Genomic DNA, 18,034 nt, shown 5'->3' on the forward strand with positions numbered 1-18,034 from the left:
TTCTGGAGCAAATAAGGATGACTCATATACGTGTAATTCTTCCAGGCTATAACACCAAGGTTTTAAATGCGGAAATGTTAAAACCTTTTGAAAGCGCCGAATTAAAATTAAGTATTGATTATGCCGATATTACCGTTGATGCAGTACGGCATGAATTCGACATTGCCCTGATGGCTCCCTACCTCATCAAAAAAGTAATGCTGGCGGAATCTGAAAAAGTGAATGCCATAGTTATTGATATGATGGCCGATGTTGCATTACGCGCCCTTCGTGAAGCAGTTACCATTCCCGTGGTCAGTCTTGCAGAAACAGCAATGCATGTTGCAACAATGATGGGCAATAATTTTGCCATTATTAATACAACAAATGAGTTGACACCCATTCAGGAAAATTTGGCTCGCAGTTATGGATTATATGACAGATTGGCTTGTATTCAAGGTGTGCAATTGGATCCCCATGATGATTATCGTTCAGAAAAAACAATCAATGAATTAATTGAACAATGTGCGGATGCTGTGATTAATAAGCGCGCTGATACGCTTATTTTTGGCTCAGGTCGATTGATTGGTTATCGTGATGCAATCCACAAAGGTTTACAACAAAAAGGTATCGACATCACTATTATTGAACCTTTACCTACAGGAATTTACTTTGCCAAATTTCTGGCGGACGCAAAAATTTCCCAAAGTAAATATGTTTATCGTACTCCAGACCTCGCTACATTAAAAACGTACACGAAAATTTTGAGTAGTTAAAATAAATGCGTTCTGGTTGTAATATAGTCAGCAATACATCAGCCAGACTCCCTGGAATTTATCCCTTAGATACCACAGGTAACTGCCTATAGAATCCTCGTTGTTAATCCATCTGTTTCGACAGCACTACTGTATTATTTTACAGTCATATTGGCTTCTTAATATTTGATTAATTTTATTTCACTATAATTAACAAGAGTAATTATATGAGAGGTTCTCAAATGAAAGATTTTGTTATTGTTGGAGGTGGACCAGTAGGTTTGTATTGGGCTGCAAGACTGGCACAAATAAAAGAATACTATAAGTTGCCTATCAATATTGTAGTGATTGATCCAAGGGTCGGTGACTATCGCCGTGAAAGGATTGTATCCAACGAGGCAATAAAAACCATCAGTTCTCAATTATCCATTAGCTTACCGTCAGCAAAAGGGATACCTAGTGAGGCAATGTATATAAGAGATCTTGAAAAAGAATTGTATAAATATTGCAAGAGTAAAAAAGTTCAATTTAAAAAAGGAACATTCTCTGAGTTAAGCAACAATTCCGTTACCTATAAAGATCTTAATGAAGACACCCATACAATCCAATGCGACATGGTCATTGATTGTTCTGGTACTAGTCGCATGGTTCTAAAAGAAACCAACCGCCTATTAGGAAAAGAGGTATTCGAGATAAAGCCATTAGGTAAGAACCCGCATACCAATCATTTTTCTTGTTACATGTCATTAAGTGACGAAGAAGCAATGAAACTCCATGAGCCTGAAAAAATAAATCCCTTGGTCCAGGCTAAGCAATTATGCAAATTAAGGCAAAAGTATGGTTGGCCGAATTTTTCATTTCCGGTTGTTGACATTCGTTCTGCCAAGAATGAGGAAGGAGGTTTTAATTATTTTATTTATTATGAAGTACCCGATGATTTGAAAGATAAAAGCGAGGAAATACAAATTGAATTTCTTAAAGATTTACTGAAGTTAAAATACGGTTTTGAGGACATTGATTTTAAAATTAATTCTTTCGGACATTTTCCTGTTTGTCCTAAATACGTCGCTAGACCATTTTATCTAGGCAAAGAATTACCAGCTGTTCTAGCAGGTGGAGATTGTCAAATTGAACCGGATTATCGTAAAGGGATTGGAATAGAAAGTGGAATTGTACGTACCAATTTTTTCCTGAATACTGCCTTTCTTACCAGCAAAGGACTTGATTTTTCATTTGAAAATTACTATGGGCTAGTCGCTGAGTACGTCAGCTATCATGGTAATTTAATTGAAAAATTTTATCTTCAAAGGCAGGAGAATATTAATGGCTCTGCGCTTGAACAAGCAAAGATAATCCTTTGCGCTGCTGCAGAAATAGCTAAAGAAACAGATGACATTGTTGCCATTACAAACGAGTTAAAGATATTAGGCAATGAGCTCTTTAAGAAACCTAATTATGAAGGTGCTTTAGAATGTTATCTAAGTGCCATTCAGTTGTATAAATCACTTGATACAATACCAGTTTTGGATTTTGTCACGGTGCACTCCAATGCTTGCCAAGCATGTTTAAATCTAAAAGAATATAAAAAATGTGTTAGCTTGGCTGATGAAGGAATTAAAAATTACTTTGAAATGACACTGGACAATCCAGCGCTTTTATTCAAGTTATTGTTTCGCAAAGCATCGGCACTAAACGAAATAATTAATAAACTCGATGTAAGTACTGATAAAGAAGAAATTGATCTTTTATTCAAAGATCTCAAAAAAACACACCAGCTAATGAAAGAACACTCGAGTAAAAGCAATGAAACATTTGTTACACAGATTCAGAGAAAAATTGATAATTTGGAAGAAAAACTTACCCCGAAAATTACAAAATCGATATAAATAACTTGTTTAAGTTTTTAGAAAACTATAAATAACAACTGTCAACACGCCCTAGTTATTGATGAGTAAAAACCTTGAAATTATCAAGTTTTTTACTCTCTTCACTATGTAATTTACAGACATTTTTTCAATGATAAATATAAAAACCGATTCAAAAATGCGCCATAGTTAAACAGGTAGTACTCCTGGAGCATCGATGACGATAAGGCTATTTCATGTTAATTAAGTCTCGATTCGGTAACATGAACTATAGACAGCTGGATCTCTATTTGTCTATTTTTTTACCCTTGAGCATCTTTATGATATAATCAACGCAAAATATAAACAGGTTATACGGTTTATTATAACCTCTTAAAGGATACATCATGCCAGCTTCATCAATTACATCAGAATCAACAGAATTTAAACCATGGAATTCGCCTCATCTTTTAAGCAATCAATTTCAACTGTTTGCTAAATTTATCAATGCGTTGAATGCTAATGTCCCACCTGAGAGGGCTGACATAAAGGCTGAAATGCTTAATGAATTAGAAATAAAAATTATTAATGCGTTCAATCATCAAATGATGCCTTCGTGGTTAGCATTGGCCAAATCGTATTATCCTTTTTATAAAATAAGTGACTATGATAAAGCCTTGATTGAAACGCTAGAGCAAAAATTAAATATTAAAGTCACAGACTATGAATCATTATCAATGCTAATTAAAGAGGTTTTTTTAACAAAGTATCCAAGGGTTAACAATCAATATCAACCTTTTATCGATAATATTGAAAAAGTAATGGCAAAACTAACTGCAGTTGCGCTATCAACACCTTCTTTAATCAATGATGCCCATAAGCATGATGGGAAACAATTTGAGGAAGCAAGCCCTTCCGTGTCAAATTGCATTGGCCCTATTGAAACCATCTTACGCCATATGATGAGTAGAGCAGAGTTCGATAAATCCTTTGTTATCGCGTCTACCTCGTTACTTTTACATGTGAAAGCGATTAAATCACATTTTGAACAGATAACTTTAATGCAACAGTTAGAAAGTATCCAAAAGGAAAATAAAAAATTACAGTGCCGGTTAGAGAAAAATAAGTTTGGAATGCAAGTTGATAATTCAGCTCAAGAAAGCGAGGAATTTAAAGAAGAGCAAAACAAAAAGCTTCAATCATGGCAGTCAAAAGAAGAACAGCTAGCACTGGTTAAAGTGTTTAAATTACACCAAAGAATTAACCAATATTATGACCACTTAACTGAGGTTTTGGCTAAATCACCAAAGGATAAAAAGGTTGGGGCAAAATTAGCAAGTGTGGCTGTAATGAAAAATGATCTTGATAGGAAAAATGTGTTGCCAAGCCAACGGATTGAAACGTTTGAAAAACAACTTAATAAAGCAAAAGAGCAACTAAAAGATCATCGCGATCCAATGTGGAAAAGATTTCTAAGAGATTGTTTGCGTATTCTGGCGTTCACATTTTCAGGGATTGCGATTTATAGAAAACTTACTGGTCAGCCTGTGAACTTCTTTAAGCCAAGTCATGGTCAAAGGTTTGTGGAAGAGGCAAATAGTATTACAAAGGCTCATAATTGATCAATTGCTTTGGAATTAACTACCTTTGAACGGAACTCGAAGATTCAGTAAATAGAATAACTGTCTCCAGAAACTATTAGAATCAATAAACTCTTTTTCCATCAATATAAACAGCAATCACCTTGTTTTCATGGGCTCGGGCAATCACTCTGGCTAAGCGATATTGAAGATCATCAAGATGCAATTCTTTTGATACGGAAGTCAGCTCGGATAAAGGATAATTATTCTTATCATTGAGGATAATCAGATCGGCTTTTTTACCCACTTCAATACTGCCAATTTGCTGTTCCAACCCCAACAATTTCGCCCCACCCAGGGTTGCGTGATATAACCAGGTCTTTGCATCAATCAGTAATGTATCCTTATTAAGGCGCCACAATGCTTTATTAGTAAAACTTGCCGTTCGCATTTCCTCAAAAAGGGAAAGACGATCTCCTCCACCACTGTCTGATCCTAATCCAACCTCAATCCCCAACTCTTTAAATAAGGAAATAGGGGCCATCCCCATGGCAAAAGAAAAATTACTTGAAGGACAATGGCTAATGCCAATTTTGTCGGTGTAGCATCCCATACGCTTTATTTCCTGTTGTGATAACAAAGTACCGTGAGCAAATACAGTCTTATCAGCAAAACAATGTGTGGATTCAAACACATCGAAATAATCATGGGAATTATCAAATAAGGTTTGAATCAACTCATCAAATCCTTCATCCTTATCAAGATGAGTATGCAATAACAGTTTATTTTCACGAGCAAATTCACCAGCTTGTTTCAACATAGTGGCGGAGCAAGTCACGGCGAATCGTGGAGAAACTGTGATATGAATATTATTTTTACCGTGATAATGCTCCTTTAAGAAAGTCAGATCTTTAAATGCCTGGTCACAATTCACTAATAAACTATCAGGAGCATTTCTATCCATCAAAACCAAACCTATAAAAGCTCGAATACCCATTCGAGCAGCCACATCACAGACCACTTCTGTTGCTTGCCTGCTACTGGTTATCATAGTATTGATAGTCGTTGTTCCATAAGCCAGGCAAGCATGCATAAAAAGCTCTGCATACCGCTGGCATCTTTCCAAATCGTGTGAAAAAGCTATTTCTGCAGGAAAAACCAAGGTATTTAACCAACTCATCAGCGGTAAATCACCTGCTCCACTAATCGCATATTGGGGAAGATGGCTGTGTGTATCGATTAAGCCAGGAAGAATTAAATGATCAGGATAATCAGATACAGTACATGCCATTTCTTTATTTAACTGATCCTGTTCTCCCACCTCTATAATCTTACCGGCGTCAATCATGACATAGCCTTTCTTGATAAGAAGACTCTGTCCTGTCGATGTAGGGGTAATAATATCCCCTAAAATAAGATGCGGAGTGTTATTCAAGACATACTCTGTGATTCGTTTTCTACTATTAAACAGTATAGACGACCACTTTGGTTAACTAAAATTTATTGACATTTTCCTGAATTTAAATTTTGACAATGACAAATCAGAACAAAAAAAGCTCATACGATAACCAAACTACCCTCCTTTTGTTACTTCAATAGTCTGACTAGCGTGATAGAGCCTCCAGAAGATATTAGTTCACAATAAATCCTGGATCGATTTCGGCCTTCATCTAATTTCGAAGACCTCAATGGTCTGTCAGGTGGAAGTCAATGATCGAACACTACTTTCACGAACAGCCGTTCGTTGTTTTGAAACCCTTTCCATTTGATGATGAGCTTCGTCCTCGTCTCCTTTACCAACTTTAGATAGTCGCAATGAAACACTATCAATCAAATTACGATTAAAAAATAATCCATGATAATCTGAGGGTAGGAACGACTTGGGTTTATTGATAGTAAACTCAAAAGCAATGTTTTTTCTCAACGCTTCAACTGCTTTTAATTGAGCTGCAGTCACTAAACGATCTTGCATTGTTGAAGTAAAATCATCACTGTACCAATCCAAACGTTCCGGTATATTAATGAGTATGAACTGATGTGGTGATGGCTGTGCCAATACGTCAGTAATAATGCCTTTTAAGATAAAATCTTGTTTCGAGACAATTTTTTGCTGGCAAAAATTTCGTTGTAACAATCCAAATCCTGTACCGTCATTGGTTTTGCGTTCAATAATGGTCAGTTGCTTTTTCCGTAATGCAAGACCATCAAATTCTTGCCTTACTTTGCCGTCAGTAGAAATAACCTCAAAGGACTTGTAAAGACTAACGGCTAATCGTTCCGCGAAATCCTGGATAGACAAATACAATTTACGATCTTTAATATCCAAAGGTTGAAGTAAACGCACCAAAGACGCTGCGGTATCACTCACTGCATGAGAATCACTTAAAAACTCTGTACTGATTCCCATTTGAGAATCTAAATCATGTTCTGTTCCATTTTGTCTTTCTTTTCCTTTTTCTTGATCTATGTGGGTTAAATTGTCTAAATCTTCTTTGCTATTAAAGATTTCTTCATATAACTCATCTAAGGTGTTTTCGCCATCAGAATCATAATCAATCAACTCAACCTCACCCAAAGCTTCCTCTTCTTCAGGACCATAATAGATTAATGGCAATATGACCTTGAAATGTTTAAGATTATTCAACCAACATTGTAAAATTTTATCCATTCCTTCAAATTTTCCAAGCGCTTCCATGGCTAGTAAATATCGTTTCTGGTAATCACGATATTCAGGAAGTAAACTCTGCCCCTCGATTTGTTGGCTTTTGACCTGAATTATCTGTTTTAACTGCATCAAATACCGGATAATGGGAGGGATCGCTCTTTTCCTCTCAGCAACAAAAATTTGCTTGGCAATTTCAATTTGTTTTTGATATTGCTCCTGTAACTCCTGATTTCTGATAGAACATCTCTTGCTCATTTTCTTCCTGATAACACTGGGAGTCACTTCTCCTTTCATCAAGATTGAATTCGCTTCCTCAACAAACAAGCCATAGTAATTGGAATAAGGAGTCTTACTTTTATGAGGGCCACTACGTATGAGGCGCAATTGTTGTTTAATGGCATAGGTTTCTCGGGTCAGAAGTTTTCTTTCAATTCTCAAACTGGCTAATCTGTCTTGTAATTGCTTCACTATCAGTTTGTCATCGCTGCTAAACTCAGTAATTAGCTTTGGAATTCTGCTGATTTCGAGATTAATAGCTGTCAACCTTTGTTCATAAAATTTCAAATTACGACTGTTTTTTTTAAAATTTTGAACATCACTTGGATTTAAGGTTTCCAAATGCCCATAGCAACGGTGCATAGCATAGGAATAGGCTTTAAATAAATCACCATTGCTATTACTTTGAGGATCAGTTGAGAAATCAATTTCCTCATCATTCCTTAGATCATCTCGACGCAGGTCTTCGAGATGCTTTAACTGTGCAGTTGCTTTTTTAAGTTTTCTGAATTGACAAGGGATCTTGGGTAAACTGCTCGTAGAGTTGGATAAAGCAGTACGAACCAAATCGATTGCACTTACCACTTCATTAAGCGCTTTGAAAGACTTTTGAAAATCATCACTCTCTTGAGTTTCTTGTAATTGTGTTATCAATTGTTCAATAATTGTATCCAAAAGGCAAAAATTGGCTTTCTCTTCGGCTAATTTTTCTGCTTTTAAGAGATCAGTGTATATGCCTTTAAAATAACCAGCTATTGTAGAATTTATCTCAGGAGCATCTGATGAAAACAGAATCGGAGCGTGAAGATTAAACTGTTCCGATAACTGTTCTACCCCCCCGCTGACCATAACATCATTCCAATCCTCACCAAGTACAGGAGGTTCCTTGACAATGACATGATACCCCGCATCTTGAAATAGTATACAAGCCTGTTTAAAGTCCAAATCAGCCTTGCTGCCAGAAATATCATGATCTTTAAGTAGTACTACCGTTGCTCCAGGAGGATAATGGGTCTTAACATAAGCTAATGTGGATGGAAGTTCTGATACCCCCATTGATGCTAATACGGTATAGTGATTTCTGACTTCACCCAAACTCGCAACACTAGCCGCTGTTTCAACACCTTCGGCAATAAACACAACATTGACATCATCCGTTTTATTGATGACGGCTGCTTTACCTTCACCCCATGGCTTACTTGGCCCCACATATTTTTTGCAATAAAATTGCGAAATTGTCGGATTTATTGCTTTGTTACCATCATTATCAATCTGTATTATTTGAAGACCAATGAGTTCATCATCAATATTATAAACAGGAATCACTACATAATCTTTATAGGGTTTATTTTTATCAAATTCCGATATACCAATAGGGCCTTTCAAGTACTTTATCTGTAATTGTTCTGCAATATCCAAAGGGATTTTTCGAGTTCCTACGATATATTTTTCTGCAGGATTTCCCTTTTTTAAAGGCACACCTTTGTTCCATAACTCATTGGCTAACTTAATGCTCCTCTTATCAGTACAGTATTTTTTTAATTGCTTAAATTCAGGAGTTTGTATTTTACCCATATATACTACCTCTTTAATGAGGTTAAAATTTTGACATATTTTTATTAAGGAATTATTAAAAACTAACCCAATAAAATGATTCTTTGCCTGCAACTTAAATGGTATTGTTTACGAATGCTCAGGCGTTCTAAGTACTGAGGTATCCCCTCATCAATTAACTACGCACAGCTCAGGATAATTTATCCCCAAATTTTGGCGGTGTCGTCCCGGAATTTAGCATGCATCTTAGTAAGGTTGCGAACTTAGAAGCGTTTAATATCGGGGATCCATTCGGGCATCGGAGTAGTTCCAAAATGGATCCCGGATATTAAGCACACCTAAGCTCGCTGGCAAGCAAAGGTGTGCTAAATTCCGGGACGACACCGCCAAAATTTGAGATAAAATCAACTTAAACTAGTATTAATAATTTATGAGAAGATACCTCAGCTCTAAGTACACTCAATTGGATGTGATCTGATGGATTTGAGCAATTCAAATTTAATCTTGGTTAATAGCAAAACAGGTTAGGGTTAAAGTAACTGACAGGCTTTAGATTAGATCGATTATTTTCTTAATAATTCGGGACGAATCATCCAGGCGATGCACCAATGCTTTTCTTCTGTTTTTTCTAAACACACAATGCTGCCCGGTTCAAATGAAACCAGAGGACAATGTTCATTTTTGGTAACCAGATATCTGACCAGTTTATCCATGAAAGGTAAATGTCCAACTAATATTAGGTCTTGATGGTATTGATTAATTTCTTTTGCGAGCAATATAACATTATCCAGGGGATCAAGACCCGCTCTTGATTCAATGCCTACTTTAACGAGAATATTAGCTTCCAAGATCTCCGCAGTTTGCTGCGCTCTTAATTTTCCACTGTGATAGACATGTGACACCTCAATTTTAAGCAAAGAAAGAAATTCACTGAGTGATTTAACATCTTTCTTTCCTTGCTCACTAAGTGGTCTTTCTGGATCAATTTCCTTAGGTAAACTATCACCGTGTTGAACAAGATAGATTTTCATGATTTTCCCTAGGTGTTAATGATAATCCATTATCCAGTTTATTAAAGTTTAGACTTATTTTAGGCTGGTTTGGGCATCTCTATCAATTTATTCATGGAACCTGAAAATTGATAAGTGGAAACACTGATACATTCCAGTATTCGTATAACCAGATTTCTTTAGGTTAAATTCAGAAAATGAATTATTCTTCCACTGATATTTAAATTAATGAGAACAGCATCCAATGAAACCTAAAATTTCAGTATTTATTGCCACAAGTCTAGATGGTTATATTGCAAGAAATGATGGATCAATCGATTGGCTGATGGAGGCTAACTCTCTTGCGCCCCAAGGAGAGGATTGCGGATATAAGTCATTTATTGCCTCTATCGATACATTAATTATGGGACGTTATTCTTATGAGAAGATTATAACATTTGATGAATGGCCTTATGGAGCCTTGCCAGTCATTGTAATGAGCTCCAAGCCTATTCAAGTACCTGAGCACCTAAATCACGTGGTTTCTGTGTCTAATCAAAGTCCTACTGATTTAATTAGTGAATTAAGACAACAAGGTGTTCAACACATATATCTCGATGGTGGCCTTACTATCCAAAGATTCCTTCAAGATAATCTCATCAATGAAATAACCATAACCATGATACCTGTCTTAATTGGTTCAGGCCGCTCTTTATTTGGTTTACTTATGCATGATATTAAACTCAAGCACCTGGCAACCACTACTTATCCAGGTGGCTTTGTACAAATCAAATATCAGATCAGAGAATAAGCCTATATTTTCAAGTATATTCATATAATGAAATAAAGTGTGCTTATGTTATGATAAGGCGATAACTATCAATCCAATAACAGGATAAGAAATGGATGTTCGCTATTTGATCTATGCTTGGGGCAGCAGCATTTTATTCTTTATTTATCTGTACTTAAGTTATCTGGTTATTTTGCAACGTCGCAAATTTCACGTACCCTATCTAACTAATGAGGACAAAGCATTTATTGTCCGCTTTCGAGCACATGCCAACTTCGCTGAATACGTTCCGTTGACCTTAATTCTGATGGGTATATCCATTATACTCCAGATCCCCCCTTTATTATTGACTATTTTAATGATTGCTCTGATTATGGCGCGCCTGGGACATGCCTATGGTTTAATCAAAAAAGAGGCGAAAAGACAATTTAAATTTCGCTTTTTTTCTGTTGCAACCACTTTCTTCATCATGGGTATTTTAGCTCTCTTCAATATAAGTAAAGCAACCATATTGTATGCCTCTATAATAAGCTTTTAGAGTAATTTGTTTGAGATTCCATTAAGGTTTGAAATTATCTAGCGAATTAACAGAATAACTGTCATCCGAATCATCCGTGCTACTGCCTCCGTCATAACTCCAATCTTCCCAAACATCACCTATAGAAAACTCATTTTTAAACTCAACATATCGATCGCATAATATAGAGTACACTTCCTCAAACCATTCATATCTTTCGCTGGATAAGTCCCCATACATATCAAACTCATCTTGTTTAATTTGGAACATATTATCATTGAATACTTCCAGGCAATTATGTAAATCCGTTACTAGAAACTTATAGTCCTCTAAGGTATATTTATCATGATTAAGTAGAATGTGGCTTATCATAAATTTTGTTTTTAATCTCAATATGTCTATTCTCAACTGACAAACCTCTTTGATCAAGCTTTGCTCATCCTTTATGAATAAACGAGTCCAATTAGATAGAAGACTCCTGATCCTGCCCTGTATTCCTTTCATTTCTGTTATGAGCTCAGTGTTGAGAGTGTTATTATTGAGTATTTCACTATAAGATGATTCGATATGTTGCATACCTTCCTCAAATTCTTTCTTAACTATTTGATAAATACTTATTATTTTTTTCCCGGAAGGCTTGATAAAAAAAAGTTTTGCGTAAGCCATTGATACTCCAAAAGTTTGAGAATAAAAAACTTCCGCATTATAAAATATAAACACCAAAATAGCATTAAATTTTTCCACTATGGAATATTTTTGAAACAAATGTTTTCTTTTAAGTAATTTCTGAACAGTTGGCTACTTGTATAATTTAAATGTACCCCTTTAAATAAAAATTCAAAGGGGTTTAAAAAAGATATCCCTATTCGTGCTCAGAATATTACCGCGCATTCAGTACTTTAATTGGCTGAGGGGGTAATTCAGAATGTCCTTTCAAAAACTGAGTAATTTGTTGAACATCTTTTATAGTAGCTGAAGAATAAATTCCTTTTGTACACGTATTTTTATCGTAATGATCAGTCACGACTACATAATCACCTTTGTTTTTAACGAGTGAACATAAGCAAAATGCTGTTTTTGGATTTTTGGGGTCTATAAGACAAGGGCTATCCAGACAAAATGCCCATGGTCTTGAATTGTGACATTTCAGATATGATGAAATAGGGGAATAACGAGAACTTATAATCATGCCCTTTTTAGTTCTTGTCACACCAGTGCAAGATTTAGTACCTGCGGAATATTGATTAACTTTAACGTCGCATTTACATGATACTAAACCCTTTTTTCCAGGAATTGTTTTACAAAGAGCCGTTGTGCACAACGCATAAGTACTTTTACACAAAGTGAAATCACTACTGGATGCAAACAAAATGAAATTGAACGGCAAAAGAAAAAATACAAATAAAATTCGTTTCATTTTGATGTCCCTTTCGAATATGATGATAAGTTAAAACAGTATAGCAAATTAATTGATTAAGTGCCGGTTTCAAAATTTCCATCTAAAATAATATTACTCTAATAACCATTGAAAATATGACGTTTATAATTATTAAAAGGATCATAAGGAATGCACTTCTTGCATAAAGGATTAAACACATGTTAAAAAAAATAATTAATCCGTCCATTTTCATATTATTATTTAGTGTTTGTCTTTCGTGCTACTCTCAAGACAAACCATTAAGAATTGGGACTCTTTATTTTAACCCTCCTTTTGAACAAACCATTCAGAATAAAAAAGAATATTTTGGATTTAATATCGAGATCATCGCAGCATTATGCCAGGTAATGAACAGAGCTTGTGAATTAGTGCCGATGCGGTTTGATAAATTATTAGTCGCTTTAAATAACAAAAAAATTGATGTGATGATTGTTGGGGTTAGTCTAATGCCAGAAAATCCCCAGAATTATCTATTCAGCTACCCATATTTTATTAGTGACGCATTTTTTATGACTTTGCGCCAAAATCATTTGGATAATCTGAATCATAAAACCATAGGTATCGTTAAAAACACTCTTTTTCCTTTAGCAAAACGTTACGATATTATTTTTGCAAAACAACGACAATCCTCTGATCCGGATATGTATGAAATTAATTTTAAATTCTACAATAACTTACCTGCTTTACTAACCGCTTTAAATACTCATCAGGTCGACGCAGTGACTCTTGATGCAGGAGCTGCAATGTATTGGATTTCTCACTCAGGTAATATATACCAACAGATCGGTCCTGTTATTCGAATAAAGAAAGGCATGGCTATAATGACTACCAAGAATAATGACCAATTAATTCAACAAATCAACCAAGCTTTGCTAACTATTGAGAAAAATAAAGTATTACTTAAGATATATGAACAATACTGGCAAGCTATTGCCCCTGAGTACAAATCTACAGGATATTTGGTTAAAAAATTAAATGATAAATATAGTTTTATAATTTCTAGCCCTAACTGAAATTAGCATTCATTATAGGGTTTCTTTCCAAACTCTACTGCAGTGGGAAATTGCTTCTAGACGAGATACTCAAATCCTCAAGTGCTAAAATGTACACTCACTGTCTGCGCCCTGTTTCTCTTCGCACTTCTCCACATCAGCGATTTTGGAAATAAGTCTAATACAAGTATTGTATACTTTTCCTACTTTAATTTGTGACAAAATTAATATACTTTTAGACGTAATGATTAAATAAATTGGCCATTCGATAATTAAGGGAATAAATGAAGATTACTACCAGAAATAAGGGAATAATTTTTATCATACTCAGCTATATTATAGTAAGTGCCGATGAACCTGTTATTGCCAAACTTATTGAATTAGGTAACAACTATCCTATTCATGGTCGCAATCCTATCTCGTTTTGTAATGTACTTTTTGTAGGAAGTTTGATCGGCACTATAACCCTTTTTCTTATTCAGTATAAAAATTTCAGAACATTCCATTTTAAAAAATTGACCAATGTAGACTGGCTATGGATATTCGCCAGCGCCTTTTTTACAGGTTTTTTAACACCTACTCTATTTTTCCTCGGCATTATGTATACCAATGTCATTAACGTCATCCTGCTTTCCACTCTCGAAGCGCCTATCACTTTATTCGCCGGTTGGTTAATTTTTAGTGAAAAATTAACTATTAAATTAATCCTTGCGTCATTCATTACAATATCTGGCAGCGTAGTCATTGTCCTGATTCAGCAATGGATCGCTACACCTGAGAAACCTATGACCCATGTTAATACGGGCCCGCTCTATGAGTTGCTTGCTTCAACCTCACATTCAGGGGAAATTTGTGTGTTTTTAGGAGTGATATCCAGTGTTATTTCGACCTTAATAATTTTCCACGCTATCAAAACACTTCCGGGAGGAATTTTAAACACGTTTAGCATGGGGCTAGGTGCTATTTGTTTCTTTTTCATAGTAATAATAATGTTTGGATGGTCTCATTTTGCAGACATTTTTTCCCCATTTCTTTGGGAATGGATGTTTGTATATGGTAATGTCATCGTAGCGTTAGGAACAATTTTTAATTATCTTGGCTTACGCAGCATTAAAATTGTGGATGATGTCGTTGCAGCCTCTATGATTCCCCTTTCAGCTATTCTTTTTTCTTATCTAATCCTGGGAGTAAGACCAAGTATCGCTCAAATGATCGGAGGTTGTATTATTTTCACTGGGATAGTTCTGGCAATGAGAGAGCAAATTAAACAACTCTGAATTTCTCATAATCTGAAATACCCAATTTGAATAGCAGAGATTTTGTGCTAATAGATTTGAAAATCAAAGTGATTTGGAAAGAAATCCTTCATAGATAAAATGTTTCCAGCTTATACTTTACAACGACACATCAAATCACTTTCTCTCATTATCTTATTTCATGTGTATATATCCCAACAGCTTATGAATTTTTTTATCAATAGGTATTTCAATCATGCTGACACCAGGATTATTCAGCGCTTTTTGATAAGCTTGCTGAATGGTTTCGATTGTATCCGCATAACAAGCTTCTGCACCATATCCCTTGGCCAGGGAGACCAGATCCAATCCCGGCAAATCCAATCCAGGTACATTAGGAGTATTTTCCAAAAGTGCGAATGATTTTAATATGCCATATTCCTCATTTCTCAGTGCCACAATGATTAAATGAACCTGATGTTGTACAGCAGACCAAATGGATTGAATGGAGTATTGAAATGAACCATCGCCTATAATTAAAACCACTGGTCTACCACGCCCACTCTTTTTTTCGGCTACGGCCAAACCTACTGAAGCTGGCATCCCCCATCCCAATCCACCTGAACTCATAGTATAAAATGAATCCGGTTTATTGATTGTTCCTATGCCAGACTGCTGAAACTCATGTGAATTGGAAGGCGATTCCTCCACTATAACATAATCGGTAGTCGTTACAGGCGAGATAACATCAAATACCTGTTTTGCAGTGAGAGGATAATTTGCGGTGACTTGAACCTGGTTTCGTTCTTTTTTCAAATTAGTTGAGAAGTTCATTGATGAATGACGCTCTTTCACCTCTTCGAGAAGACACATAAGAGCGAGGCGGCTATCTGAAATTAAGCAATCTCCTACTGGTGATTTTGCTGCCTCATAAGGATCATCAATCACTTGAATCAATGAAGCCCCTTGGGGCAGGTATTCTCCAGGAATCCATGGATAATAACGAAATACCGGCGCACCTATCACAATCACAAGATCATGCTGAACAAGCATATCACTTAATAATCCTTTTCCAGAAGGTAACTCACCCTGGTATAAACTGTGGTCTTCAGGAAAAGAAACCAATTCAGAAAAAGGCCCTTTCCACACTGGTGCAGCAAGTCTTTCAGCCAACATGATAGCTTCATTCCAAGCACCATTTCTTGCAACATCTCCACCATAAATCAGAACAGGATTTTTACTTTGGTTAATTTTTTTTGAAAAAAGAGAAACAGTTTCAGGATCTGGTCCTATTCTTACAGACGTAGTTCGATAAACATCAACCGCATCAATGCTACAATCCCATAAATCCAGAGGAATGGAGATAAAAACTGGTCCTGCAGGAGCCTGAGTAGCCATAGCATAAGCGCGCATAAAAGCAGCAGGTACATCTTCTGGCCGCATTACTTCATAACTCCATTTAACCCAAGGCTTGGGAAACTCTATAGCATCACGATTAGTCAAAAATGGTTCCATCAACAACATGTCTCTTGTCTGTTGACCCGCAGTGATGATTAAAGGTGTTTTATTCAAACGAGCAGTTAAAATGCATCCCATAGCATTTCCCATCCCTGCACCAGTATGCACATTAACAATCACTGGCTTTTTTAATCCTTGAGACAATCCATCGGCAATACCAACAACACTTGCTTCTTGTAATGCCATTACAAAATTAAAATCCTTTGGGAAATTAGCTAAAAATGTTTCTTCTGTTGAGCCAGGGTTTGCAACAATATTCTTAACATCCAGTTTTCTCAATAAATCAAAGGTCACTTCTCTGACTGTGGGCATTTTATTTATCCTTAAAAATACTTAATAATCAGTATAGTATAATTCGCTACTCTCATGTGAGTTCGCTATCAAAAAATGATGCTATCTTTTGATAGCGAACCAGACTATTTTTGATTGGTTCCCTTATAAATGCTTCACATCCCCGCTTTCGCTGGTGGCAATCTTCGTCTAGCGATATAAAAGGCATTTCCTTGCCTTTTATATCGAACCCAAGTTATTTATCAACTTATTTCCATCAATGTTTGATGACAGAAATAAGTCACTAAAGAATCTCTTTCTTATATATTCTGACAAGACCAAAAGTTAACAAAAATTGTGCCACATAATAAGTAAACATTACAAAAACCCTCACATCAATTTGAGTATAAATAAACAAATTAAGCGCTAAGGTTAAGTCTGAAATCAAAAAGAACAAGGCACCACTTCCAATAGTTAAAGTTTCTTTTTTCACTTGAAAAGCACTAAATACCATGGACATTAAAACACAGAAATAAATCATCACCGGAATCAATAATCCTCCAAGGTATGGGATCATAAAAAATGCCACCCCGACCATCAGGAAAAGAACAGGTAGATAATAAAAGAAATGTAATTTATTGAATTGAAATGATTTTAAAAATAAAACTATATAAAAACAGTGTGCTAGCAAGAAGCAACCGATACCTAGTTCCAATTGCAACAGAACAGGCAAAGTCAATACAACATCCCCAGCTAAAGAAAGAACAAGCGCCAACATCAGCAGAACTTTAGCCCAGGGGATGAGAGAGGCCCTAAAGACTCCAAAGATTAAACAGGCGATGGGTATTGGCTTTAAAAAAGTGGTTACAGGATATTGTATAAATGACACACCCACTAAATAAATGGCCGCTGTAAACAAAAATACCCATGCTACTGATTTGGAAAAAGAAGAAGTCATATATAGTCCTTTATTTTAAAATCAAAACAATTGATTTGAAGCGAGCCATTAACTGGTCTAATTATACTTAATCCATTTTAGGGCCTGTTATTGATGGTGTTTTTGGTACTCCATCACCATACAAATAAGAATTCACTAATACTAAGGCACTTTCGGTTAAAGTTAATGCAACACCAGCCAGTTTAATGACGTTTAGTAAAGAACTCGCTTCACCAGTATCAGAGAAGGTTTGAAATGCCTGGAGTGCCAATAATGTAAAACCCGCTGTAAATTGCACTGCCCCTACTATTTGTCCCATGTAGGTATATGCAGAGTCATCTCCTTTGCTTCGATAATAACGATTTCCAAAAAATCCTATAGCACCCACTACCATTCCACCAACTGCTGTTACAACACTCCCATTAGAGACTTGTTCGCTTGTTTTACTAAGCGCATACAATACTGCCGGCCCTTTTGTTGCCAATTGAACATTTAGTTTCCTTGCATTCTCATATACATCAGGACCTAAAGTTCCATTGCCCTCCGGATGTAATGTTGAATCATATTTTTCTATTGTCATTGCTAACTCCTTTTAACAAAATCTTATGAAAGATAGTTTGTGAATCATCTTTACTCGTCAAAAACGATGGTAAATGAGAATCCTCATTTTACTCAACCCTTTATTGAATACCTAC

The 18,034-nt window shown here is 35.8% G+C and carries 15 protein-coding genes; 7 read left to right on the forward strand and 8 right to left on the reverse strand.

Annotated features, from left to right (window positions below):
* Positions 1-17 precede the first annotated feature (17 nt).
* From ACZ5EK_RS10350 to ACZ5EK_RS10360, 3 genes are all read left to right on the forward strand, one after another.
* On the forward strand, positions 18-755 hold the full coding sequence (locus tag ACZ5EK_RS10350; protein ID WP_464429436.1) for an aspartate/glutamate racemase family protein: 738 nt from the start codon (positions 18-20) through the stop codon (positions 753-755).
* Positions 756-976: 221 nt separating this feature from the next.
* Positions 977-2,620, forward strand: a complete 1,644-nt coding sequence (locus ACZ5EK_RS10355; protein WP_464429438.1) for a lycopene cyclase family protein — start codon at positions 977-979, stop codon at positions 2,618-2,620.
* A gap of 515 nt (positions 2,621-3,135) precedes the next feature.
* Positions 3,136-4,200, forward strand: a complete 1,065-nt coding sequence (locus ACZ5EK_RS10360) for a hypothetical protein (protein WP_464429440.1) — start codon at positions 3,136-3,138, stop codon at positions 4,198-4,200.
* A gap of 82 nt (positions 4,201-4,282) precedes the next feature.
* Here the strand turns inward: ACZ5EK_RS10360 and ACZ5EK_RS10365 are convergent, their stop codons facing one another.
* The 3 genes from ACZ5EK_RS10365 to sixA form a co-directional block, all read right to left on the reverse strand.
* Entirely contained in the window at positions 4,283-5,593 is a 1,311-nt protein-coding gene (locus ACZ5EK_RS10365) for an amidohydrolase family protein (protein WP_464429441.1), read from the reverse strand.
* Positions 5,594-5,854: 261 nt separating this feature from the next.
* Positions 5,855-8,674 (reverse strand): toprim domain-containing protein, encoded by a 2,820-nt coding sequence (locus tag ACZ5EK_RS10370; RefSeq protein ID WP_464429443.1) that lies wholly within the window; start codon positions 8,672-8,674, stop codon positions 5,855-5,857.
* Between the two features lie 542 nt (positions 8,675-9,216).
* Positions 9,217-9,684 carry a phosphohistidine phosphatase SixA gene (gene sixA / locus ACZ5EK_RS10375; RefSeq protein ID WP_464429445.1) on the reverse strand — a complete coding sequence of 156 codons (468 nt, stop codon included), beginning with the start codon at positions 9,682-9,684 and terminating at the stop codon, positions 9,217-9,219.
* A 223-nt stretch (positions 9,685-9,907) separates the two neighbouring features.
* Between sixA and ACZ5EK_RS10380 the strand changes: the two genes are divergently transcribed.
* Both ACZ5EK_RS10380 and ACZ5EK_RS10385 read left to right on the forward strand, forming a co-directional pair.
* Entirely contained in the window at positions 9,908-10,453 is a 546-nt protein-coding gene (locus tag ACZ5EK_RS10380; protein ID WP_464429447.1) for a dihydrofolate reductase family protein, read from the forward strand.
* A gap of 91 nt (positions 10,454-10,544) precedes the next feature.
* A complete protein-coding gene (locus ACZ5EK_RS10385) occupies positions 10,545-10,970 on the forward strand; it encodes an MAPEG family protein (RefSeq protein WP_464429449.1) in 426 nt (141 codons plus the stop codon).
* A gap of 21 nt (positions 10,971-10,991) precedes the next feature.
* Here the strand turns inward: ACZ5EK_RS10385 and ACZ5EK_RS10390 are convergent, their stop codons facing one another.
* Positions 10,992-11,615 (reverse strand): hypothetical protein, encoded by a 624-nt coding sequence (locus ACZ5EK_RS10390; protein WP_464429451.1) that lies wholly within the window; start codon positions 11,613-11,615, stop codon positions 10,992-10,994.
* A gap of 214 nt (positions 11,616-11,829) precedes the next feature.
* Positions 11,830-12,366, reverse strand: a complete 537-nt coding sequence (locus ACZ5EK_RS10395) for a hypothetical protein (protein ID WP_464429453.1) — start codon at positions 12,364-12,366, stop codon at positions 11,830-11,832.
* A 179-nt stretch (positions 12,367-12,545) separates the two neighbouring features.
* Here ACZ5EK_RS10395 and ACZ5EK_RS10400 point away from each other — a divergent pair, with 179 nt between their 5' ends.
* On the forward strand, positions 12,546-13,400 hold the full coding sequence (locus ACZ5EK_RS10400; protein ID WP_464429455.1) for a transporter substrate-binding domain-containing protein: 855 nt from the start codon (positions 12,546-12,548) through the stop codon (positions 13,398-13,400).
* Between the two features lie 263 nt (positions 13,401-13,663).
* A complete protein-coding gene (locus ACZ5EK_RS10405; protein WP_464429457.1) occupies positions 13,664-14,656 on the forward strand; it encodes a DMT family transporter in 993 nt (330 codons plus the stop codon).
* A 153-nt stretch (positions 14,657-14,809) separates the two neighbouring features.
* Here the strand turns inward: ACZ5EK_RS10405 and mdlC are convergent, their stop codons facing one another.
* The 3 genes from mdlC to ACZ5EK_RS10420 all read right to left on the reverse strand — a co-directional run bounded on the left by mdlC (position 14,810) and on the right by ACZ5EK_RS10420 (position 17,919).
* The gene (gene mdlC / locus ACZ5EK_RS10410; protein WP_464429459.1) at positions 14,810-16,444 is read right to left on the reverse strand and encodes a benzoylformate decarboxylase; all 1,635 of its coding nucleotides are present in this window, start codon (positions 16,442-16,444) and stop codon (positions 14,810-14,812) included.
* A 262-nt stretch (positions 16,445-16,706) separates the two neighbouring features.
* Entirely contained in the window at positions 16,707-17,360 is a 654-nt protein-coding gene (locus tag ACZ5EK_RS10415) for a lysoplasmalogenase (RefSeq protein WP_464429462.1), read from the reverse strand.
* 67 nt (positions 17,361-17,427) lie between these two features.
* The gene (locus tag ACZ5EK_RS10420) at positions 17,428-17,919 is read right to left on the reverse strand and encodes a hypothetical protein (protein WP_464429464.1); all 492 of its coding nucleotides are present in this window, start codon (positions 17,917-17,919) and stop codon (positions 17,428-17,430) included.
* Positions 17,920-18,034 lie beyond the last annotated feature (115 nt).

This window comes from Legionella sp. JM-2024, from assembly GCF_055389095.1.